The following is a 23,577-nucleotide window of genomic DNA, read 5'->3' on the forward strand; positions in this document are numbered from 1 at the left end:
TCACTCCCCGGTCACGGACTGCGCCGGAGAGTGCAACTTCTCCAGGGTCTTGCCACCGCCGAGATACATGTGAACACCACACGGCAGGCAGGGATCGAAACTACGCACGGTCCGCATGATGTCGATGCCCTTGAAGTGGTCGCGATCGTTCTCCTCGAAGATCGGCTGACCCTGCACGGCATCCTCGTACGGACCGGGGGTTCCGTAGCTGTCGCGCGGGCTCGCATTCCACGGTGTCGGTGGGTACGGGTGATAGTTCGCGATTTTTCCGTCACGAATCACCATGTGATGTGAGAGAACTCCGCGGACGGCTTCGGTGAATCCGCAACCGATACCCTCGTCCGGGACCTCGAACGACTCCCACGTCTTGGTCCGGCCGGCCCGGATCTCGACAAGCGCCTTCTCGGCGAAATGAAGGGCAGCCGCGGCTGCGTATGCCTGGAAATACGTTCGCGCGCGGTTTCTTTCGAGGGTATTGCTGCCATGTTCGGGAATCTTCCACTCGAGCGAGACAGGAGCCTTCAGAGCTGTTTTCGGAAGATTGATCTTCACACTGTGTCCGGTCGACTCCAGGTATCCGATGTCGACCAGGCCGGCCAGAGCGGTGCTCCACAGGCGAGCCAATGCTCCCCCGCCCGTATCCAGAGCAAGGTTGTCTTTTCCGTCGAACCATCGCGGTGACATGACCCAGCTGTACTTGTCCTCGAGGTTCCGCTTCTGCGGGTGAGGGTTGGTGTGCTGATTCCACGGGTGCCTGCGATCGACCGGGTTACCCAGCGGATCGGTTTTGACGAACATCTCCTGATCACTCCAGTCCTCGTAATACGAGGAGCCCAGCATGATTCGGATACCGAGGTTGATGTCCACCAGATCCGTGGTGACCAACTTTCCGTCGACAACCACACCGGGAGTGACAAACATCTTCCGGCCCCAGTCGGTCATGTCCTTGTAGGAGAAATTGCAGTACTCGGGGTCTTGGAACGATCCCCAACAACCCAGCAGGGTCCGCCGCAGGCCAACCTTTTCGTAACCAGGCATCGCCTGGTAGAAGAAGTCGAACAGGTCGTCGTGCATCGGCACGACCTTCTTCATGAATTCGACGTACCGCATCAGCCGCGACATGTAGTCCGTCATCAGTTCGATCGTCGCGACGGTGCCGACGCCGCCGGGATAGAGCGTCGACGGGTGAACGTGCCTGCCCTCCATCAAGCAGAACATTTCGCGAGTCGAACGCGAGACTTGCAACGCTTCGCGATAGAACTCACCCGTGAACGGATTGAGAGTCCGCATGATGTCCGCGATCGTGCGATACCCGTGCTGCTCCTCGTGCGGGCAGCGCGTGTTCTCTGCCTGCGCCAGCACACCGGGATTCGTCTCGGAGACCATCTTCTCGCAGTAGTCGACGGCGACAAGATTCTCTTGAAAGATGTTGTGGTCGAACATGTACTCGGCGGCCTCGCCGAGATTGACGATCCACTCGCCCAGATGCGGCGGCTTGACGCCGTACGCCATGTTCTGTGCGTAGCACGAGCATGTGGCGTGATTGTCACCGCAGATGCCGCAGATACGACTGGTGATGAAATGCGCGTCGCGCGGGTCCTTCCCCTTCATGAACAGGGAATACCCGCGAAAGATCGACGACGTGCTGTGACACTCCACCACTTCGCGATTGGCGAAGTCGATCTTGGTGTAGATACCCAGACTGCCGACGATTCGGGTGATGGGGTCCCACGCCATCTCGACAAGACCGTCGCGGTCTGCAGTCGAGGTGGGTTCGGGAACGATGGCCGTCATTGCAGTGCCTCCCAGAGACGTTGCTCACGAACTGATTTGAATGTATCCGGTCGGTCACCACGTACGCGTCGCACCAGTGAGTAATTTCGACCCGCGCTCGCGCCAGTGCGGTTCCTTGTCCAACGTGTTTCCGGTGATCCGGCGCAGACTGTGAATCACGGACCCGTACATTCCCACCGCATTGGTGGAGAGTTTGCCGCCAGGTGGTTCATCCATGAACGGCATGAACTTGTCGGGGAACCCCGGCATCGTGCACCCGATGCAGATCCCGCCGACGTTGGGACACCCGCCGACTCCGTTGATCCAACCACGTTTGGGGACATTGCATTTCACGACCGGTCCCCAACATCCGAGTTTGACGATGCACTTCGGTGACCCGTACTCCGTCGCGAACTCACCCTGCTCGTAGTACCCACCACGGTCACAGCCCTCGTGTACGGTGGCACCGAAAAGCCACTGCGGGCGCAGGGATTCGTCCAAGGGAATCATCGGCGCCTGGTCAGTGGCCATGTACAGAAGATAAGTCAGGGTCTCGGAGAGGTTGTCCGGCTGAATGGGACACCCGGGAACGCAGACGATCGGGATGCCCGCCTTCGATTTCCAGGTCCACCCGAGATAGTCCGGCACACCCATCGCACCGGTCGGATTGCCGGCCATCGCATGTATGCCGCCGTAGGTCGCACACGTACCGACCGCAACTACCGCAGTCGCTTTCGGTGCCAGCTTGTCGAGCCATTCGCTCGTGGTGACCGGTTGGCCGGTTTCGCGATTGTTCCCGAAACCACACCAGTACCCTTCGTCGTGAAGTTTCTCGTTCGGTATCGATCCTTCGACAACAAGAACAAAGGGTTCCAGTTCTCCCCGGTCGGCTTTCCAAAACCACTCCAGGAAATCGTCAGCGCCACCCTGCGGTCCACATTCGAAGTCGATGAGCGGCCAATGAACCGCCACCTGAGGCAGGCCGGGCAACGCACCGAGCGCGATCTCCTCGATACTGGGTTGCGTGGCTGCAGTGAGCGCCACCGAATCTCCGTCGCAACTGAGACCGGCATTGATCCACAGCACGTGGATCAGAGTTTCTTCCGCTTTGGCCGCTGCGCTTGCGGGGGTAGCTGCGCTTTCGGAGGCAGGTTCCGCCGTGGTGCCAGCAGTCGATTTTTGTGTGTCCATGTCAGCCGCTTTCACGGGTGCACTTGCGCCTTGACTCTCAGCGCCGCGACTGGCCTGACACGCTATGGCCTCAAGACTCTGTGGCCTCGAATTGCCGCGGCACCGAAACGCTGACGCCACCGGAGTCGAACCTCGGCCCACTTGCGTGGCACCCACTCATTTCATTAACTACCCGAGCAGATCAGTTGTCAACGGCCACCGGAGAAATCGCCGAACGACTACCGATCCACTCGTACCACTCGTCCATGCCCTCACCTGTCGTGGCAGACAAAACAACAACGCGCACAGCAGGATTGAGTATTCTCGCCTGCTCGACGCAGGCATCGACGTCGAACTCGACGTATGGGAGCAAGTCGATCTTGTTGATCACCACGAGGTCCGCGACAGCGAAGATGTGTGGGTACTTTTTCGGCTTGTCTGCCCCCTCCGGCGTCGAAATTAGGACAACCTTGCCTTCCTCGCCGAGGTCGAAGAGCGCGGGGCACACCAGGTTTCCGACGTTTTCGATCAGAAGCAGCGATTCTTCAGCGGGATCCAAGGCGCGCAGTGCGCGGTCGATCATCGCGGCATCGAGGTGACATCCGGCCCCGGTATTCACCTGCACCACCGACGCGCCGGTCTCTCGGATCCGCTCGGCGTCGAGCCGGGTTTCCTGGTCACCTTCGATCACGGCTATCGGTCGCTGACATCCGAGCTCCCGGATGGTTCGCGCCAGCAATGTCGTCTTCCCCGCGCCGGGGGAACTCATGATGTTGAGCGCCGTGATTCGGCGGCTCCGCATCCACTGACGATTGTGAACCGCAATGCCGTCGTTCTTGGCGAGCACCTGTTGCTCGAGAATCACGGTGTGGTCGGGGTGGCCGTGCTCATGGTCATGCTCGTGACCGTGCCCGTGACCGTGCCCATGATCGTCGTGTTCCTGCTCGTGTTCTCCGTCTGCGACTACCGACACCCGAGGTCCTGTGGTGTCCCCGCACCCACACGTCGCGCACATGCTCAGCTCACTTCCATCGACAGGATCCGTAACTCTCGGCCGGCAAGCACCTCGACATCAGCACTGCCGCATTCACACAGCAAGAACATGTCGGGCGGCGAGAACATCACGCCGCAGCTTTTGCATCGCGCGCTGGTTGCAATCTCATCGATGTGCAAGCTGGCACCTTCGGCGTGAGTACCCGCGGTGACGACGTCGAAGCAGAACAGCAGAGAGTGTGGAACCACCGCGCAGAGTTGCCCTACTTCAAGCCGCACGCTCGATACTCGTCGCTCGCCGGCACGCTCACACACGGCTTCGACCACACTCTGCGCAATGGACAGCTCGTGCACGGTGAAACCCACGATTCGTGATCCGGAAACCTCCCTTCCACGATAAGCACCAACGGTCGTTGTGCGTAACCCGTACACGAAAACAGGCTGCGATCCGCAACTAATTGCGGATCGCAGCCTGTGACAGCGTTATTCGTGTGACGAACGCCGGCGAGAAGGATTACGGGTTCGGAACCGGCACCTTCGTCGTCGTGGTCGTCGACGTCACTGTCGTAGTCGGGGGGGCCGTCGTTGCATCCGTTCCCGCTACCGGTGTGGTCGGAACTGTCGACGTCGGCGTCACTGCCGCCGAACCCGTCGGAGTGGCAACCGCTCCCGATGTGACCGACGCCGATCCTGCCGCAGGCACCTGTGACGTGGTTGCGGGCGCTCCAGCAGATCCCGTGGAGCCAGTGGTCCCGGCCGGTGCCTGACCGGTTCCGGTGCCTTCAGCCACCGCGGCGTCGCCCTCAGCATTGCCGTCAGCCATGTAGGCATCGACAGCGGCACTGATCTGTTCCGGGGTCGGCTTCGCAGTTGTGTCGACGGGCTTTCCTTCCTTCGCCTGCTGGGCGAGGTAGGTGAGCCAGGCCGCTGCGTACTCAGCTGAAGTCAACGGCTTGCCGTTGGCCGCATCCGCATCTCGCCAGTAATCGAAGTGGTGTCCGACGTCTGGAGCGAGTGTCTGCTGGTAGGGGTCGCTCAAGATCACGGGAATCGTGTTCTGGTTGGTAGCAATCAGACCGACAATCTCCTTGAAAAGCTTCTGCGGCAGATATGCCAGCGGAGACACCTTGTCGGTGGACACCGTCTCGCCCTCGGCTACCGGCGCCGGCGCGGGTGTTTTTCCGGGCTTGTACTCCGGATCCGAGACCTTGAGCATCACCTGAAGGAATGTCTCGTCACTCTGCATCCAGTTGGGATTGGACGAAATGTCTGCGAACGCCTCGAAGACGATCTGGCCGAACACCACCGCGACGTCCTGACCGGTGGCCGGGTTCAGACCCTGCGCTTCGAGTTGGTCGATGTTCAACTGCCGACCGACATTTGCCGCCAAGATCAACAGAGAGATGTTGCTGGGAGCCGAGCAGGTGAAGTCACCGTCCGAGCAGAAGGACGCGACCTTGCCGTTCAGCTTGCCGAAACCTCCGGCAGTGCCGGGGAGTACACCTTCGCCAGGTGTCGCGGAGGTGCCGTTCTGGTACTTCGTATTGAAGTTATCCGGGTTCGTGAACGGATTCGTGGCACCGAGGAACGTGCCGTCGCCCGCTTCACGGCCTGCATCCGCCAGCATGACCACACCGACAACCTTGTCCGGGTCGACCCCGAACTCGTTGTTCTCCTGCGTACCGATGTCCATCGCGACGCGACGCACCACATCGGCGCCTTCGCTGTACCCGACGATCGAGAACTGAGTCTTCGGGCATTCCTTGGCGATGGCACTCATCACGGACTGCGTATTTGCAGCGCCGGCAGCGACGGCATCCTCGTAGGACGCCATGTTGGCCGGGTACGCGATATACACAGCCGCGTACGAGCCAGGCTTGTTCGCGTTGACGGAGCCTGCCGGGTTGATCACCTGGTCGACGCGTTCACTCTTGTAGTCACCGGACAGGGCGGCCGGCAGCGGCTTCCCGTCGGCTCCCAGCAACATCTTCACCGTCGAAGCGTCCGGTGTGTCGTGTCGACCGGCAACCGCGATGCTGACCATGTCGTGACACTCGGTGACCGACGACGTCAATTGTGTCTCGATCGTGCGTGACTCCGGAGAGTCCACAGCGACCGCAACCGCGACCAGTGCGGCCACGCCGAGCGCTGCGGGCGCTACTGCACCCGCCAGTATTCGATGTCGCGAAAAGAACCCACGAACCGGCATATCTTCTCCCCAATCAACTTTTGGAAAACGTACGACCGACCCCCGGGGCGTCACGCAACGTCATTCGAGTAGTCGTCCAGTACGAGAGGAGCGTTACAACGGGTAACGATTTTCCGTGGCGACTCGGGAGGGAATCGGGAGCGCAAACGCCTCATTTCCGCTGCATAACACCGACGTGCACCTACTCCGCGTCGAAGATAATGACCTGTCGGATTGCTTTTCCGTCGGCGAGTTCGTCCATACCCGAATTGATGTCGGCCAATTCGATTCGCGAGGAAATGAGCTTCTCGACCGGCAGCTTCCCGTCGCGCCACAACTGCGCGTAGATCGGGATGTCGCGGGACGGGACCGCAGATCCCAGGTAGCTGCCGATAATGGTCCGCGCTTCGGCGACCAGTCCGAGAGGTGAGATCGACGAGCGCGCGTCAGGCGCCGGCAACCCGACCGTGACGGTCGTGCCACCCGCTGCCGTCGCAGCCACCGCTGTCTCGAAGGCCCGAGCATTTCCCGCGGCCTCGACGACGATGTCTGCGCGAACGCCACTCTCGGACAGGCCGGACGGTGTGAAGACCTCGGTCGCGCCCAGTTCCAGCGCCTGAGCCAGCTTGGATTCCAGTGCGTCGACACCGATGACGTTCTCGACCCCGAGTGCCCTCGCCGTCAGGATTGCGGCCATCCCGACGCCACCCAAGCCGACCACCATCACGGTGTCTGCCGGGCGAGGCTTCGCCGCGTTGAGGAGCGCTCCCCCACCGGTCAACACCGCGCAACCGAGTACGGCTGCAATTTCGGCCGGGATGTCGTCGTCGACGGGAACAACCGACTTGGCGTTGACCACAGCATGCGTCGCGAAACCCGAAACACCGAGATGATGTTTGACGTTCTCGCCGGAGCGCCGCAGTCGTTGCGCGCCACCGAGCAAACTGCCGTCGTTGTTGGCAGCGCTACCCACCGTGCAAGGCATCCGGCCGTCAGTGGCGCATCCCGCACATTCACCGCACCGCGGAAGAAAAGTCATCACGACGCGGGTGCCCACCGACAACGAATCAACTCCGTCGCCGAGTTCGATGATTCGACCTGCCGCCTCATGGCCCAACAACATCGGGACGGGTCGTACCCGATTCCCGTCGACCACGGAGAGGTCGGAGTGACAAAGCCCGGCAGCTTCGATCTTGACCAGGATCTCACCCGGGCCCGGGGATTCGAGGTCGAGTTCCGAAATCGAAATCGGAGTCGACTCTGCGAAGGGACGCTTCCGGCCGATCTCTTCGAGCACTGCACCACGGATCTTCAACTGCACACCCCGATTTCGATAGTTCGAACTACTTGCCCACGATCCCGCGTACCGACGCGGGGAGGTCACGAACCCGCTTGTACGGACCCACGACGGCGGCTGCAAACGGCCTCGTCAACAGCACCTGCGCCACCTCGAGCACCTCTTCGGAGGTGACTGCGTCGATGGTCGCGAGCGTCTGCGCAACACTGCGATGGTTGCCGTAGTTCAGTTCGCTGCGACCGATACGGTTCATGCGTGAGCCTGAATCTTCCAGTGCCAGAACCAATCCGCCGCGCAGCGATCCCTTGGCGCGGGCGATCTCGGCATCGGTGATTCCGTCCGTCGCCACGTTCGCGAGTACCTCGCGGATCACCGTGGCAACCTCCCCGAGGTTCTCCGGCTGGCAACCTGCATACACGGAGAACGCTCCGGTGTCCGCGAAGGTGTCGACGCCCGAATAGACGGAGTACGCAAGCCCGCGCTTCTCCCGAATCTCTTGGAACAGACGAGAACTCAGCCCACCGCCCACTGCGGCGTTGAGCACAGACAGCGCCCAGCGATGGCCCTCATGCCGGCCGAACGCGCGTACCCCGAGCGCAAGGTGGACCTGCTCGCTGTCGCGGTGGGTCAAGCTCAGTTCAGGCATCGTGCGCAACCGCAGAGTGCCTTCGCGCCGCGGCGCCGGCTTGACCCCGCGCTCGAGATGTCCGGCAAATGCACGGCGAGCGAGCGTCACTACCTGCTTGTGGTCGACGTTTCCCGCTACGGCCAGCACCATCCGCTGCGGTGTGTAACGCCGAACATGGAAGGAATGCAACTGATTGCGCGACATCGACTCGATCGATTCGACGCTACCGATGATCGGACGGCCGACAGGATGATCGCCGAACAACGCGGTCAGGAACGCGTCGCCGAGCAAGTCTTCCGGATCGTCGTCACGCATCGCGATCTCTTCGAGCACTACTTGCCGCTCGACGTCGACGTCCGCGGTTCTGCAACGCCCTCGCAGCACGACGTCGGCGACAAGGTCAACCGCCATCGGAAGGTCGTCGTCGATCACGTGCGCGTAGAAACAGGTGTGTTCCTTCGACGTGAATGCATTGAGTTCGCCGCCCACACCATCCATGACCTGCGCGATGTCCAACGCCGTCCGTGACGGCGTCGACTTGAACAGCAGGTGCTCGAGAAAATGCGCGGCACCGGCCACACTCGGCTGCTCGTCGCGCGAGCCGACTCCGACCCACACACCGACGGAGGCGGAACGCACACCGGGAATGAACTCGGTGACGACGCGCAGGCCGCCGGGAAGGACCGTGCGCTGTACTCCGGATTCGGGAGTCGCATCGATCGGCGATTTCAGCACAGCGCTGCGGCTGCGCGTGGTGTTGGGAGTGGTCTTTGCCATGAAAAGGTTCAGCAGTCCTCGGTGCAAGTGGTCAATCAGGTATCTACAGGCTCTGTGTCTACAGACAGTACAGATGCGGCCCCGCACGGAAATCCGCGCGGGGCCGCATCAGAGTACGAAGTGAGATCTACTCGGAAGCAGCCTCGTCGGCGGCCGGAGCGGCAGCCTCGTCGTTGCCCTCTTCGACCGGGATCAGCGAGATCTTGCCGCGAGCATCGATGTCGGCGATCTCGACGCGGATCTTGGATCCGACGTTGACCACGTCTTCGACCTTGGCAATGCGCTTACCGCTGCCCAGCTTCGAGATGTGCACCAGTCCGTCGCGTCCCGGCAGGAGCGAAACGAAGGCACCGAAGGCGGTGGTCTTGACGACCGTGCCCAGGAACCGCTCGCCGACCTTGGGGAGCTGCGGGTTGGCAATGGCGTTGATCATGTCGATCGCGGCCTGTGCAGACGGTCCATCGGTGGCGCCGACGAACACGGTGCCGTCGTCTTCGATGGAGATGTTGGCACCGGTCTGCTCGGTGATGGAGTTGATCATCTTGCCCTTGGGGCCGATGACCTCACCGATCTTGTCGACGGGGACCTTGATGGCCGTCACGCGGGGAGCGAACGGGCTCATCTCGTCCGGGGTGTCGATGGCTTCCGCCATGACCTCGAGGATCGTGGTCCGTGCGTCCTTGGCCTGCGAGAGTGCACCGGCGAGGACCTGCGACGGGATGCCGTCGAGCTTCGTGTCCAGCTGCAGGGCCGTGACGAAGTCCTTGGTACCTGCGACCTTGAAGTCCATGTCGCCGAAGGCGTCTTCGGCGCCGAGGATGTCGGTCAGCGCGACGTAACGGGTTTCGCCGTCGACCTGGTCGGAAACCAGACCCATGGCGATACCGGCAACCGGAGCGCGAAGCGGCACACCGGCGTTGAGCAGTGCGAGCGTGGACGCGCACACCGAGCCCATCGAGGTGGAACCGTTGGAGCTCAGAGCCTCGGAGACCTGGCGAATCGCGTAAGGGAACTCTTCGACGCTGGGCAGAACCGGCATGAGGGCGCGCTCGGCGAGTGCACCGTGACCGATTTCGCGACGCTTCGGCGAACCGACGCGGCCCGTCTCACCGGTGGAGTACGGCGGGAAGTTGTAATGATGCATGTAGCGCTTGGTGGTCTCGGGACCGAGCGAGTCGACCTGCTGAGCCATCTTGACCATGTCGAGAGTGGTCACACCCAGGATCTGGGTCTCGCCACGCTCGAACAGTGCGGAGCCGTGTGCGCGCGGGATGATCGCGACCTCGGCGGACAGCGAACGGATGTCCGTGACGCCGCGGCCGTCGATGCGGAACTGATCGCGCAGGATGCGCTGGCGAACCAGCTTCTTGGTGAGCGAGCGGAACGCTGCTCCCAGTTCCTTCTCGCGGCCTTCGAAGTTGGGTGCAACCTGCTCGAGAACCTCGACCTTGACCTCGTCGGTCTTGTCGTCGCGTTCCTGCTTGCCGGCGATTGTCAGTGCGGCATTGAGCTTTTCGGACGCAGCGGCCTCGACGGCAGCAAAAACGTCGTCCTGGTACGCCGGGAAGACCGGGTAGTCACCCGTGGGCTTTGCAGCCTTGGATGCCAGTGCTGCCTGTGCAGCGCACAGACGTGCGATGAACGGCTTGGCGGCCTCGAGGCCTTCGGCGACGATGGCCTCGGTCGGTGCCTGAGCGCCGTCGGCGATCTTCGCGATGACGTTGTCGGTGGCCTCGGCCTCGACCATCATGATCGCGACGTCGGCGTTGTCACCGCTGCCGGACACGACGCGGCCGGCGACGACCATGTCGAAGACAGCGTTCTCGAGCTGATCGACCGTCGGGAATGCAACCCACTGGCCGGCCTTGTTGTCCTCGGAGACGATGAGTGCAACGCGCACGCCACCGACGGGGCCGGAGAACGGCAGGCCCGCGATCTGCGTCGACGCGGAAGCGGCGTTGATAGCCACGACGTCGTACAGATCCTGCGGGTTGAGGCTCATGACCGTGACGACGACCTGGATCTCGTTACGGAGACCGTCGACGAACGACGGACGCAGCGGCCGGTCGATGAGGCGGCAGGTCAGGATCGCGTCGGTGGAGGGGCGTCCCTCACGACGGAAGAACGAACCGGGGATGCGGCCCGCTGCGTACATGCGCTCTTCGACGTCCACCGTCAGGGGGAAGAAGTCGAAGTGCTCCTTGGGGTGCTTGCTGGCGCTCGTGGCGGACAGCAGCATGGTCTCGTCGTCCAGGTAAGCAACGACGGCGCCGGCGGCCTGCTGAGCAAGGCGTCCGGTCTCGAAACGGATGGTGCGGGTACCGAAGGACCCGTTGTCGATCACGGCGGTGGATTCGAACACGCCTTCGTCGACCTCTACTACGGAATTCTCTGTCATTCTTTTCTCTTCACTTCCCTCTCGTCTTCGCCGTACCCGCGCGGGCGTTTCCACCCTCCTGGTGGAAACTGCGCACCGAGGGACGTCCCCCTCTTGAATTGCAGACGCTCCTTGCGATGCGAGCGATTTCTGCTTCGGGACGTCACGACGTTCGGGCGGCCGTCGATCGAAGTCCGCCGGAGCTTTCGGGCTCTTGCCCGGTCCGGAGAACCACTACCGACAACCGACACCACGTTCTCTGGTGCATACGGTGTGCTGGCTGCGTACTGCACAACTGCGCCTAGACAACTGTGCATAGCGCCGACAGCGGAAACTGCCTTGCGGCAGCTAACGCCGAAAGCCAGCGAAGCCAAGTATATGCGTGGCTTCGCCGGCTGACGGAGTGTTCGGCAAACCGAAGCATGCCGTGTTGCTTTCGATCAGCGTCGTGAGAAAAATCTAGCGACGCAGGCCGAGACGCTCGATGAGCGTGCGGTAGCGAGCGACGTCGGTCTTTGCCACGTACTTCAGCAGACGACGACGGCGACCGACCATCAAGAGCAGTCCACGACGCGAGTGGTGGTCATGCTTGTGGGTCTTGAGGTGCTCGGTGAGATCGGTGATGCGCTTGGTGAGCATTGCCACCTGAGCTTCAGGCGATCCCGTGTCGGTCTCGTGCAAGCCGTACTCGCCGAGAACGGCCTTCTTTTCTTCCGTGGTCAATGCCACTTGATTCACTCCTGTGATGACGTTTGCGTGAAAGGAACTAGATCGGGCGCGGCCACCGCAAACCGCAGCACGCACCGAGAGAAGATCCTACCAGCAACAATGAGGCGCTCTCGCCCACCTGGAGCGAATGTGGCGGCCGCCACTGACACAGGAGGAACTCAACCGACGCTACGTTCTGCATCCTCACTCAGAATCCGGCGTGCGCGTTCGACATCTCGGTTCATCGCCGTGATGAGCGACTCGATCGAGTCGAACTTCTCCATACCGCGAATCCGCGAAACCAGGTCGACCGCGACGTGTTGTCCGTACAGGTCTGCTTCGGTGTCGAGAACGTATGCCTCGACGGTTCGGGTCCGGCCGGAGAAGGTCGGATTGGTACCCACAGACACCGCGGCTTGGTATCGGCGACCGGGAACGACGGTTCCGAGTTCCTCGCCGGCACCGAGCACCGTGAACCACGCCGCGTACACGCCGTCGGCCGGAATCGCCGAAAACATCGGCGGTGCAACGTTGGCCGTCGGGAACCCCAACTCGCGTCCACGCTTGTCACCGTGGACGACCACACCTTCGACACGATGTGGACGGCCCAGAGCTTCGGTAGCCGCTTCCATGTCGCCTGCGTCGACGCACGAGCGGATGTAGGTCGACGAGAACGTCACCGCATGCTCGGCGAGCAGCTGGACGCCGTCGACGGCAAAGCCGAAGCGAGCGCCCATTTCACGAAGAAGATCGACATTGCCGAGCGCCTTCTTGCCGAAGGTGAAGTTGTCCCCCACCACGACCTCGGCGACATGTAGACGTTCGACGAGAATCTCGTGGACGTAGCGCTCCGGCGTCAGCTTCATGAAATCAGCAGTGAACGGCATCACGCAGAACACGTCGATGCCCAGATCCTGAGCCAATTCCGCACGCCGTTGCAGCGTCGTCAACTGGGCTGGATGACTACCCGGCCGCACAACCTCCATGGGATGCGGGTCGAACGTCATCAACACGCTCGGAACACCACGTTTGCGGGCAGCGGTAACCGCTCTCGCTATCAATTGGGCATGCCCACGATGCACACCGTCGAACACACCGATAGTGAGCACACAACGACCCCAATCGGCCGGAACTTCGTCGAGACCACGCCATCTCAGCACGATTGGCAGCCTACGGGTCCACCGGCGGCGGGTCACGTTCGGACCCGCCCAGCGAATCACCGCTGTGCTGCCGCTCACGTACGGAAGTTCCGGATTTCGTAGCCTAAGCTAAGCGTTGTGGCAGCTCACAAGACCGGAACCTCGGAAGCATCATCGACGTCGGATGGCGACAGCACTTCGGCGCACGACGCGGCAATCGACACGCTCGCACTCTCGTCGGTGGCCCAGGACTACCTCAAGGTCATCTGGACTATCCAGGAGTGGTCCCACGAGCGGGTTTCCACCAAGCTCCTGTCCGAGAAAATGAGCGTCTCGGCCTCGACGGTGTCCGAGGCGATCCGCAAACTCTCGGACCAGGGCCTGGTCGATCACGCCCGCTACGGATCCATCGCCCTGACCGACAGCGGCCGCGCCGCCGCCGTCTCCATGGTCCGGCGCCACCGGTTGATCGAGACCTATCTGGTTCAGGAACTCGGATACGGCTGGGACGAAGTCCACGACGAGGCCGAAGTCCTCGAACACGCCGTTTCCGATCTGATGATCTCGCGGATGGACGCCAAACTGGGCTTCCCCGAACGTGACCCGCACGGTGATCCCATTCCCGCCACCGACGGTTCGGTGCCGACTCCCCCGGCCCGCCAGCTCAGCGACTTCGCCAACGGTGAGCGGGGCCGCGTTGCCCGGATCTCCGATTCCGATCCCGAAATGCTCCGGTACTTCGATTCCGTCGGCGTCAGTCTCGATGTCGAGATCACCGTCGAGGAGCGCCGCGATTTCGCCGGGACAGTGTCCGTTCGACTCGGCGACAGCCCCAACACCATCGACTTGGGAAGTCCAGTCGCTCAAGCAATTTGGCTCGTCTAGCCGAGGTAGTCAAAGCGGCAGTCGGTATCGGCGTTCCACGGGCCGGACGCCGTCGGTCCGGGTCCAGTCGGCGAGCCTCTCGTCGACGTACACCCACCCTCGACGCTCGTACAGCGCGATCGCCGGCAGAGCGTCGTCGACGACGTCGAGCACCAGTTCCGACCGACTCTCGGCTGCGAAATCCGTCACGGCATCAAGTAGCGCATCGCTGAGGCCGTGTCCACGTGAGCCGGGATGAACGAACAATCGCGACACGGCTATCGATCCCGCGGTTGTGGGCGCACCTGCGACCTCGCTGTCGACGGCCACATGACCGACAACACGACCGTCACTCTCACCGACCCACGCCTTCACCACCGTGGGCGAACTGAGCCAGCGGCGCGGGTGTTGCGGCCACGTGTTCGGATATCCGTCGCACTCGTGGACCTGTACCAGCGCATCGACGCAACCGTCGAGGTCGCCGTCGACACGCTCGCGGACGATCACCCGCGAAGCGTCGCCGGTCGCACGACCATCACCGAACTGGCGCGTCGACCCTTCTCCTGCAGAAGCGCAATCGTGTGACCGGTGGGATCGATCGCCGCACAGATCCCCTTCATCCCGATCGGCTCGAGCCAGCGCCCCTGGCTGATCGCCTCGGCTTCCTCCGCCGTGATCTGCCGATGCGGAAAAGCCGTCTGCGCGGCCTGATCGATGTCGAGGCTCACACCCGGCTGATCCGCGAGATCTTCGAGCGTGCGCGCATGTTCGAGAGTGAACGGCCCGACGCGGGTGCGGCGCAGTGCCGTCAAATGACCGCCGACGCCCAATTCACGACCGAGGTCGCGGGCAAGCGAGCGGATGTACGTACCGGACGAGCACTCCACGTCGACGTCCAGATCGACGAAGCCACCCGGGACATCTCGCCGAGCCAGAACCTCGAAAGTCGACACCGTTACCGGACGCGGCGCCAGCTCGACGGTTTCTCCCGCACGCACCAGAGCATGTGCGCGCTGACCGTCCACCTTGATAGCGCTCACGCTTGCCGGGATCTGCTTGATGTCCCCGGTCAGCGTGGCCACGATCGCCGCGATCTCCGCGTCCGTCACCTGCGAAGCGTCTGCGGAGGTCAGGACCTCCCCCTCGGCATCGTCCGTGTCCGTCGCTGCCCCGAGGCGAATGGTCGCCGAGTACGCCTTGGTTGTCAGCGCCAGGAGTCCGAGCAACTTGGTCGCACGCTCGACGCCGAGAACGAGAACACCGGTCGCCATGGGATCCAGCGTCCCGGCGTGTCCCACCTTCCGGGTGTTCAACAACTTGCGGCACCGAGCGACCACGTCGTGGCTGGTGATACCCGCCTCTTTGTCGACAATCAGAATTCCGGCGCCGACAAGACCGGAGGAAGGCTTTTCACGAGCTGACACGTGTGCCGATTCTGCCAGTCGCGCTCACTGCACCGAAATTGCCGTCAGGATGAGTCCGTCCGACACCAACCACCTGCCGTCGAAAGAGGTGAGCGGCGGACCGGACGTCGCCTCACCGGGGACCAGCAGACGCGAGTTGAAAGTGCCGGACGTTTCCGACTCCGCCTCGAACGTGATGTGGGCGTCCTCGAAACCCAACCAGCGCCCGGTGAGCGGAAACCACGCCTTGTACGTGGCTTCCTTCGCGCAGAAGAGCACTCGATCCCAGTGCACCGGACCGCCGGTTTCCTGAGTGTCCAACCACGTTCGTTCCGCCTCGATGCTGACCGCGGGCAATACCCCGTCCGGCAGCGGGCCGTGCGGCTCGGCGTCGATACCGAGTGAGCGGACCTGCATGGAGTACGCCAGGACAGCGCCGCGGTAGCCGTCGCAATGGGCGAGGCTCCCGACCAATCCCTGCGGCCAGAGCGGCGCACCACGCTCACCGCGCATGACAGCGGCAGACGGAACACCGAGCTTGCCCATCGCCTGACGCGCAAGGTGCCGGGTGGTCACGAACTCACGACGACGCTTCTCGACCGCGCGGCCGATCAACGCCTCCTCACTGGGGTGCGGAACCAGACCGGGCGGATCCACGAAGGCCTCGGCCGTCGCAACTCCACCGGGAAGAATCTGTTCGATCACGTAGCGATACCTCTCAGCGTCCGGCGCGCATGCGCTCGACTTCGGCTTCCTGCTCCGGCGTGACCTTGAAGTGGCCACCCCACTTGTTGAGCGTTCCCGGCGGGTACTCCGGAACGGGAAGAATCTGACGCAACAACTTCTCCGGCAGTCCACGCCGACGCCACTCGCGCGGGTATCCGAGTGAGACTTCCTCGAAGCGGACGCCGTCGTAGTACGTGGTTCGAGGGATGTGCAGGTGCCCGTACACCGAGCACACCGCGTTGTACTTCACATGCCAGTCGGCGGTAGCGGTGGTTCCGCACCACAGTGCGAACTCCGGATACATGAGCACGTCCGTCGGCTGCCGGACCATGGGGAAATGGTTCACGAGAACGGTTCTTGTGCCTTCGGGAAGCGCATCCAACCGCGCCTGGGTGTACTCGATCCTCGCCCGGCACCATGCGTCGCGCGTCGCATACGGCTGCGATGAGAGTAGGAACTCGTCGGTGGCGACGACGTTCTTGTCACGCGCGATCTCGAGCCCGTGTTCCTTGTCTCGCGCACCTTCCGGCAGGAAGGAGTAGTCGTAGAGAAGAAACATCGGGACGACCGTGACCGGTCCCTCGTCTCCCTCCCACACCGGGAACGGGTCCTCGGGTGTGATGACGTCGAGTTCGCGGCACATGTTGACCAGGTACTCGTAGCGCGGCGCTCCGTGAATCTGAACCGGATCCTTGGCGGTCGTCCACAGTTCGTGGTTGCCAGGAATCCAGATGACCTTTGCGAATCGGCTGCGAAGGAGCTTCAACGCCCACCGAATGTCGTCAGTTTTCTCGGAAACATCTCCGGCGAGAATGAGCCAGTCGTCAGGCGAATCCGGAAACAGTTCCTCCGTCATCGGCTTGTTGCCGTTGTGACCGACATGAATGTCGCTCACCGCCATCAGCTTTGCTGCCACGATCCCTCTGCTTCCTCAGTTGAACTTCCGCGCTTCGCCGTCGCCGGACCTGTCACGGCCCACTTGCCGGAAAACGCTCGCCACGACACCGCGACCATCCGAAGTACTACGAACACGGTAAGCCCTGCCCAAATTCCGGCGAGCCCCCAGTCGTAGGCGAGAGAGAGCCAGATCGCGGGCAGAAACCCGAGAACTGCGCACAGCATGGTCGCGTTGCGCAGAAACACCACGTCCCCGGCGCCGAGTAGAACACCGTCGAGTGCGAAGACGATTCCCGCCACCGGCATGATCGCGACGAAGAACCACCATGCGATCGACATCTGACCGAGCACCTCGGCGTCGGACGTGAAGAGTCCGGGGATCACGGAGTGGCCGGCGGCGAAGAAGATCGCGAGCACCACGGCAAATACCGTCGACCATGCGGTGATCCGCCAGGTCATCCTTTTCGCCGCGGCTGCGAATCCACCGCCGAGCGCCGCTCCGATCAGCGTCTGAGCTGCGATCGCCAAGGAATCGAGAAGGAGCGAAACCAGGTTCCACAGTTGGAGGACGACTTGGTGTGCACCGACTACGGCCGCACCGAACCTCGACGCCACTGCAGCCGCGGAAACGAAACACGCTTGGAATGCGAGGCTGCGCAGAATCAGGTCACGGCCCATCAGCATCTGCGCCCGCATGATCGCAAAATGTGGTCGAGCCGAAACCGGTTCACGAAAGAGCGCCCAGGCGAACAGCACACCCGAAACACTCTGGCCCACCAGATTCGCAACAGCTGATCCTTCGAGTTCCAGACGCGGAGCACCGAGCAAGCCGTGCACCAGAATTGGACACAACACCGCCGAAATACCCAGGCCGACAAGGACGAACCGCAGCGGTCGCACCGTGTTCTGAACCCCGCGCATCCAGCCGTTGCCGGCCAGGGCCACCAGGATGAGTGGAACACCCAACACCGCTATCCGGAGCCAACTTTCCGCAGCCGCGGCGATGTCGGGAGTCCCGGCCACCGCCGAAGTCAGCGGGCCGGCGATCACCTGCACGATCACGACCAAGGCCAGGCCGATCGCGGCCGCCAGCCAGGTCGCCTGAACACCCTCGCCCACCGCATCACGCTCGCGCCCCGCTCCGTGCAGCCGTGCCGCGCGCGCCGTCGTCCCATACGACAAGAAGGTCAGCTGCGTACTCACCAACGACAGGATCAGACCACCGACCGCCAACCCGGCCAGCGGGAGTGCCCCGAGTCGGCCGACCACGGCGATGTCGAACAACAGATATAGGGGTTCGGCTGCCAGTACCCCGAGTGCCGGAAACGCCAGGGAAAAGATTCGACGCCCAGTGACGTCGAAATCAGCTGCCGAAGATCCTGCCGAGGTGGCGTCAGATTCGCTCAATGCCGCGGATTCAGCCGAGTGCCGCGACGAGCGCGGCAACAATCTCGTCGCTGGAACTGGTCGACGTGTATCCGGCCGACAGCCGGTGCCCGCCGCCACCAAGACTTTCAGCGACCGCCGACACGTCGATCGCCGACTTTGCACGCAACGAGATCGACCAGCTTCCGGAAACCGACTCTTTGAGTACGGCGGCAACTTCGGCTTCCGAAGTGGTTCGCACGATATCGACGACGCTCTCGATCTCCTCGGAGCGAAGATCGCCGATGTCACTGCGTCGGATGACCGCGTACACCAGCCCACGGCCGTCCGCGGCTTCCGGGACCAGCACCGCGGACCCGAGTACCGAAGCCAGCATCGGCAACCACCCGAACGGATGGGTGTCGAGCAGCTTTCGCGCAATCGCGTCGCCGTCGATGCCGGTCGCCAGCAAACGCGCCGCGAGCACGTGCGGAAGCGGACCTCCCCACCGGAAGGAGCCGGTGTCGGTGACCAGTCCGGCATAGAGACAGTGCGCGATATCGCGATCGATCGCGACTCCCCACGCATCGAAGAATCGTGCGATGAGCGCCGTCGTCGAAGCCGCGGCTTCGTCGACGACGTTGATACTTCCGAATTCGGAATTGGAGCGATGGTGATCAAGGACGATCGTGCGATTCGCGCCGGCGAGTCGACTCGACAACTCACCGAGACGGCCCTCGCTGCCGACATCCACCGTCACCAGTACATCGACACTTTCCCGAACATCAGTGGGCGCCACGAGCAAGTGGAGACCGGGGAAATCGCGCATCGACTCGGGCAGCGCCGACGGCCGACTGAACGCGACCTGCACCGAAATGCCCCGACGCTCGAGAACGAGACCGAGCGCAAGTCCGCTGCCGATCGTGTCCGCATCCGGCTGCACATGGCAGAGAATTGTCACCGTGTGTGCCGATTCGAGAACCTCGGCCACCTGAGCGAACTTCGCCTCGCAGGGGTCGACGTCCGAAAGTGCGGTGATCGTCATTCTCGGTGCGCGTCAGTCGGCTTCACGAACATCTGGCGACGCCTCGTCTTCGTCCGAAGCCACTCGCGGCTCCTTGTACGGATCTGCATCTCCGGCCGGTTGTGCATTCTCACGCGCCTTGGCGACCTCGTCGTCGGCGGCCTTGGCACGGGCCAGCAGTTCTTCCATATGACGCGCGGTGTCGGGAACGGTATCGGCGACAAACGTCAGAGTCGGTGTGAAGCGAACTCCGGTTCCGGCACCGACCTTCGAGCGGAGAACACCCTTGGCCTTCTCGAGACCTGCGGCGGCGGCTTCCACATCGGGTGCGGAATCAACCTTCTCGCCCATGACTGTGTAGTACACCGTCGCGTCGTGCAGATCGTTGGTGACCTTGGTGTCCGTGATGGTCACAAATGCGAGTCGCGGATCCTTGATCTCGTGATCGATCGCGGTCGCGACGATGGTTCCGATACGCTTTGCCAACTTGCGTGCCCGGGCTGGATCTACCATGACTGTCAGTCTCCTCTACCTGGCCACTCGAATCGAGGTGACTCGATCGATCAAAGTTCTGGTTAACAAGAATTATTACCGACAACAGTCTCGTCCATCGGCTACCCGGCAACCAAATCACCATCGGTAGAGGTCTTCGACCACGAGCCACCGCCGCCAGGCCCGTCGTCGATCTCCACAGTTGTCGCATGCGTCGAGCGTGAGCACAAACACCGCCACAGTTGGTCCCGAAGCCACCGAATCCCTTGCCGACGAACTCGATTCGGTACGCCGTCTGGAAGCGTGGCTCATCGACACCGCCCGATGACGCTCAGTCTTCCGGGCCGAAGATTCGCCTTCGCACAGCCAGCAACTGAATCTCCGGACGCTCGGCGACCGCCCGCTCACAATGATCGAGAACGTCGTGCAGGTGATCGACGGACGAACTGACCACACCGACTCCCACGAGCGCACGACGCAGGCGTCCCTGCTCCCCCGCCTCCGCTGCACTCACACCGAATCGACGGAGTTCCGTCAGGATCGGCGACAGCATCGAACGCTTTTCCTTGAGTGAGTGGACATCGCCGAAAAGGATGTCGAACTCCAGTGCCCCTACAAACATTTTCCCCCTATACAGAGCCGAATGGACTCTCTCGGACTTGTATGTTCAAGTCCGAGAGAGTCCATGTCAGCTAGTACTCACGTGCGTCCGCCCCAACGCCCGTGTCGACATAATCAGTCGCGCGGCTTCTCGCGAAGCTCGTAGCACTCGAGAACGTCACCGATCTTGATATCGGAATAGGTGACGGTCAAACCACATTCGTAGCCTTCGCGAACCTCGGTAGCGTCTTCCTTCTCCCGCTTGAGCGAGGAGATGGTGACCGTCTCGGCGATGACCTTGCTGTCGCGGATGAGACGTGCCTTGGCGTTGCGACGGATGCTGCCCGACGTGACCAAGCAACCGGCAATGTTGCCGATCTTGGACGAACGGAACATGGCGCGGATCTCTGCCTTGCCCAGCTCGACCTCTTCGTACACCGGCTTGAGCAGACCCTTGAGTGCCTTCTCGACCTCGTCGATGGCCTGGTAGATCACCGAGTAGTAGCGAATGTCGACGCCCTCGCGGTTCGCCAGCTCCGTTGCCTTGCCTTCGGCGCGGACGTTGAAGCCGATGATGATCGCGTTGGACGCAGCAGCCAGGTTGACGTTGGTCTCCGTGATGCCACCGACACCGCGGTCGATGACGCGCAACTGCACCTCGTCGTCGATCGGAATTCCGAGGAGAGCCTCTTCGAGGGCCTCCACGGTTCCCGAGTTGTCACCCTTGAGGATCAAGTTCAGCTGTGAATGTTCCTTCAGAGCTGCATCGAGATCGTCGAGGCTGATGCGCTTACGACTCTTCGCTGCAAGCGCGTTGCGCTTACGTGCGTTGCGACGGTCCGCGATCTGACGAGCGATACGGTCCTCGTCGACCACGAGCAGGTTGTCGCCTGCACCGGGGACCGACGTGAAGCCGATGACCTGGACCGGACGTGAAGGCAGTGCCTCGTGGACGTCCTGACCGTGCTCGTCCACCATGCGGCGGACGCGGCCGTAAGCATCGCCGGCAACGATCGAGTCGCCGACCCGCAGCGTTCCGCGCTGAATGAGCACGGTAGCGACGGGGCCGCGGCCACGGTCGAGGTGCGCCTCGATGGCAACACCCTGCGCGTCCATGTCCGGGTTGGCGCGCAGATCCAGGGAAGCGTCGGCCGTCAACAGCACTGCTTCGAGCAGTGCGTCGATGTTGAGACCCTGCTTCGCCGAGATGTCGACGAACATGGTGTCTCCGCCGTATTCCTCGGCCACCAGTCCGTACTCGGTGAGCTGCTGCCGGATCTTGTCCGGGTTCGCGCCTTCCTTGTCGATCTTGTTCACCGCGACCACGATCGGCACGTCGGCCGCCTGGGCGTGGTTGATCGCTTCCACCGTCTGCGGCATGACGCCGTCGTCGGCTGCGACAACAAGGATCGCGAGGTCGGTGGCCTTGGCACCACGAGCACGCATGGCCGTGAAGGCCTCGTGACCGGGGGTGTCGATGAACGTCACGAGACGCTCGTTGCCCTCGAGCTCGGTCAGCACCTGGTAGGCACCGATGTGCTGCGTGATGCCGCCGGCTTCGCCCTCACGGACATTCGCCTTACGGATCACGTCGAGCAGACGGGTCTTACCGTGGTCGACGTGGCCCATGACGGTGACCACAGGCGGACGGGACTCGAGGTCCTCTTCTCCGCCGGCGTCCTCGCCGTAGGTGAGGTCGAAGCTGTCGAGCAGCTCGCGATCCTCGTCCTCCGGGCTGACGACCTGCACGACGTAGTTCATTTCGCCGCCGAGCAGCTCCAGCGTCTCGTCGTTGACCGACTGAGTTGCCGTGACCATCTCACCGAGGTTGAACAACGCCTGCACGAGTGCTGCGGGGTTCGCATCGATCTTGTCCGCGAAGTCCGACAGAGATGCGCCGCGAGCGAGACGGATGGTCTCGCCGTTGCCGCGTGGCAGCCTGACGCCGCCGACTGCGGGAGCCTGCATGCTTTCGTACTCGGCGCGCTTCGCCCGCTTCGACTTACGTCCACGGCGAACTGCTCCGCCGGGACGACCGAATGCACCTGCCGCTGCGCCGCGCTGACCGGGACGGCCACCGCCGCCGGGACGACCGCGGAATCCACCGGCCGGAGCTGCTCCACCGGGAGCACCTGCACCGGCACCGGCGCCGGGAGCGCCGCCACCGCGGTATCCACCGCCGCCGCCACCCGGACGACCACCGGGAGCGCCACCGGGACGACCCGGACGTCCGCCGCCACCGGGCGCGGGACGAGCGGAACGAGCAGGCATTGCACCCGGGTTCGGGCGAGGAGGCATGGAGCCGGGGCTGGGACGGGGTCCGCCCTGACCTGCCGGCGGACGGGGTCCACCCTGACCGGGAGCCGGACGGGGACCGCCCTGACCCGGAGCCGGACGAGGTCCACCCTGACCGGGAGCCGGACGGGGACCGCCCTGACCCGGAGCCGGACGAGAACCGCCCTGACCTGCGCCCGGACGCGGTGCGCCGGGAGCCGGACGAGGTGCCGGACGCTCGGCGGGTGCCGAGGAGTACGGGTTGTTACCGACGCGAGGTGCCTTCGGTCCCGGACGCGGTCCGCCGGGCTTTGCGCCGGTGGACGGTGCGGCCGGAGCCGCGGGGGCTGCCGGTGCCGACGCTGCGGGAGCAGCCGGAGCCGGACGTGCCGGCTGTGCTGGTTTCGGAGCGTTGAACGTCGGGGTGGGGACCGGCGCTGACGGTGCTGCCGGAGCAGCGGCTGCGGGAGCCGCGGGGGCTGCCGGGGCCGGAGCTGCGGGAGCAGCCGGTGCGGGTGCGGGTGCGGCCGGCTTGGGGCCGGGACGCGGTGCGCCAGGCTTTGCAGCCGACGGCGACGGTGCGCCGGGCTTTGCCGCGGGGCGAGCCGCCGGAGCGGCTGCGCCGGTCTCGGACTTGGTTTCTGCTCCGCCTGCCGACGGGAATGACTCCCGCAGACGACGGGCGACGGGCGCCTCCACTGTGGATGACGCAGACTTCACGAACTCGCCTTGCTCCTTGAGCGTTGCGAGTAGTTCCTTGCTGGTGACACCGAGTTCTTTAGCCAACTCGTGCACGCGGGCCTTGCCTGCCACTGCTCTCCTCACTGATGAGGTCGAGCAGGAGGCATCCCACAGATGTGGGTCCCGCACGACCTCGGGTTA

General features: G+C 63.2%; 20 protein-coding genes. 1 reads left to right on the forward strand and 19 read right to left on the reverse strand.

Annotated features, from left to right (window positions below; translation table 11 throughout):
- The 10 genes from M1L53_RS09570 to M1L53_RS09615 all read right to left on the reverse strand — a co-directional run bounded on the left by M1L53_RS09570 (nt 1) and on the right by M1L53_RS09615 (nt 13,071).
- Complete coding sequence (locus tag M1L53_RS09570) at nt 1-1,794, reverse strand: nickel-dependent hydrogenase large subunit (RefSeq protein ID WP_054188564.1); 1,794 nt, start codon at nt 1,792-1,794, stop codon at nt 1-3.
- Nucleotides 1,795-1,848: 54 nt separating this feature from the next.
- The gene (locus M1L53_RS09575) at nt 1,849-2,964 is read right to left on the reverse strand and encodes a hydrogenase expression protein HypE (protein ID WP_042922651.1); all 1,116 of its coding nucleotides are present in this window, start codon (nt 2,962-2,964) and stop codon (nt 1,849-1,851) included.
- 181 nt (nt 2,965-3,145) lie between these two features.
- The gene (gene hypB, locus M1L53_RS09580) at nt 3,146-3,958 is read right to left on the reverse strand and encodes a hydrogenase nickel incorporation protein HypB (protein ID WP_054188565.1); all 813 of its coding nucleotides are present in this window, start codon (nt 3,956-3,958) and stop codon (nt 3,146-3,148) included.
- 2 nt (nt 3,959-3,960) lie between these two features.
- Nucleotides 3,961-4,290: a hydrogenase maturation nickel metallochaperone HypA gene (hypA, locus tag M1L53_RS09585; protein ID WP_073512368.1), complete on the reverse strand. Its 330-nt coding sequence runs from the start codon at nt 4,288-4,290 to the stop codon at nt 3,961-3,963.
- A gap of 160 nt (nt 4,291-4,450) precedes the next feature.
- Complete coding sequence (locus tag M1L53_RS09590) at nt 4,451-6,145, reverse strand: cutinase family protein (protein ID WP_007735070.1); 1,695 nt, start codon at nt 6,143-6,145, stop codon at nt 4,451-4,453.
- A gap of 181 nt (nt 6,146-6,326) precedes the next feature.
- Entirely contained in the window at nt 6,327-7,439 is a 1,113-nt protein-coding gene (locus M1L53_RS09595) for an alcohol dehydrogenase catalytic domain-containing protein (RefSeq protein ID WP_185744503.1), read from the reverse strand.
- A gap of 28 nt (nt 7,440-7,467) precedes the next feature.
- The gene (locus M1L53_RS09600; RefSeq protein WP_003942169.1) at nt 7,468-8,826 is read right to left on the reverse strand and encodes a pitrilysin family protein; all 1,359 of its coding nucleotides are present in this window, start codon (nt 8,824-8,826) and stop codon (nt 7,468-7,470) included.
- 127 nt (nt 8,827-8,953) lie between these two features.
- The gene (locus M1L53_RS09605) at nt 8,954-11,224 is read right to left on the reverse strand and encodes a polyribonucleotide nucleotidyltransferase (RefSeq protein ID WP_020907444.1); all 2,271 of its coding nucleotides are present in this window, start codon (nt 11,222-11,224) and stop codon (nt 8,954-8,956) included.
- A 438-nt stretch (nt 11,225-11,662) separates the two neighbouring features.
- Nucleotides 11,663-11,932, reverse strand: coding sequence for a 30S ribosomal protein S15 (rpsO, locus tag M1L53_RS09610; RefSeq protein WP_007735061.1), 270 nt, complete (start codon nt 11,930-11,932; stop codon nt 11,663-11,665).
- A gap of 158 nt (nt 11,933-12,090) precedes the next feature.
- A complete protein-coding gene (locus tag M1L53_RS09615) occupies nt 12,091-13,071 on the reverse strand; it encodes a bifunctional riboflavin kinase/FAD synthetase (protein ID WP_003942148.1) in 981 nt (326 codons plus the stop codon).
- Between the two features lie 117 nt (nt 13,072-13,188).
- On the opposite strand from M1L53_RS09615, the gene M1L53_RS09620 reads away from it, so the two are divergent.
- Nucleotides 13,189-13,935, forward strand: coding sequence for a metal-dependent transcriptional regulator (locus M1L53_RS09620; protein WP_030535607.1), 747 nt, complete (start codon nt 13,189-13,191; stop codon nt 13,933-13,935).
- Between the two features lie 9 nt (nt 13,936-13,944).
- Here the strand turns inward: M1L53_RS09620 and M1L53_RS09625 are convergent, their stop codons facing one another.
- The 9 genes from M1L53_RS09625 to infB form a co-directional block, all read right to left on the reverse strand.
- A complete protein-coding gene (locus M1L53_RS09625) occupies nt 13,945-14,421 on the reverse strand; it encodes a GNAT family N-acetyltransferase (protein WP_054188567.1) in 477 nt (158 codons plus the stop codon).
- Nucleotides 14,418-15,338, reverse strand: coding sequence for a tRNA pseudouridine(55) synthase TruB (gene truB / locus M1L53_RS09630; RefSeq protein WP_020907442.1), 921 nt, complete (start codon nt 15,336-15,338; stop codon nt 14,418-14,420). The genes M1L53_RS09625 and truB overlap by 4 nt, the downstream gene beginning before the upstream one ends.
- 24 nt (nt 15,339-15,362) lie before the next feature.
- On the reverse strand, nt 15,363-16,022 hold the full coding sequence (locus M1L53_RS09635; RefSeq protein WP_054188568.1) for a 4'-phosphopantetheinyl transferase: 660 nt from the start codon (nt 16,020-16,022) through the stop codon (nt 15,363-15,365).
- 13 nt (nt 16,023-16,035) lie between these two features.
- A complete protein-coding gene (locus M1L53_RS09640; RefSeq protein WP_054188569.1) occupies nt 16,036-16,959 on the reverse strand; it encodes a metallophosphoesterase in 924 nt (307 codons plus the stop codon).
- Nucleotides 16,944-18,347 (reverse strand): MATE family efflux transporter, encoded by a 1,404-nt coding sequence (locus M1L53_RS09645; protein WP_054188593.1) that lies wholly within the window; start codon nt 18,345-18,347, stop codon nt 16,944-16,946. The genes M1L53_RS09640 and M1L53_RS09645 overlap by 16 nt, the downstream gene beginning before the upstream one ends.
- A gap of 10 nt (nt 18,348-18,357) precedes the next feature.
- Complete coding sequence (locus M1L53_RS09650) at nt 18,358-19,350, reverse strand: bifunctional oligoribonuclease/PAP phosphatase NrnA (RefSeq protein ID WP_054188570.1); 993 nt, start codon at nt 19,348-19,350, stop codon at nt 18,358-18,360.
- Between the two features lie 12 nt (nt 19,351-19,362).
- The gene (gene rbfA, locus M1L53_RS09655; protein ID WP_003942248.1) at nt 19,363-19,842 is read right to left on the reverse strand and encodes a 30S ribosome-binding factor RbfA; all 480 of its coding nucleotides are present in this window, start codon (nt 19,840-19,842) and stop codon (nt 19,363-19,365) included.
- A 310-nt stretch (nt 19,843-20,152) separates the two neighbouring features.
- Nucleotides 20,153-20,443, reverse strand: coding sequence for a DUF503 domain-containing protein (locus M1L53_RS09660; RefSeq protein ID WP_003942205.1), 291 nt, complete (start codon nt 20,441-20,443; stop codon nt 20,153-20,155).
- A gap of 113 nt (nt 20,444-20,556) precedes the next feature.
- Nucleotides 20,557-23,508, reverse strand: a complete 2,952-nt coding sequence (gene infB, locus M1L53_RS09665; RefSeq protein ID WP_039973456.1) for a translation initiation factor IF-2 — start codon at nt 23,506-23,508, stop codon at nt 20,557-20,559.
- Between the last annotated feature and the right edge of the window lie 69 nt (nt 23,509-23,577).

The sequence above is a fragment of the Rhodococcus sp. T9N genome, assembly GCF_024436645.1.
Taxonomy (GTDB): domain Bacteria; phylum Actinomycetota; class Actinomycetes; order Mycobacteriales; family Mycobacteriaceae; genus Rhodococcus_F; species Rhodococcus_F qingshengii.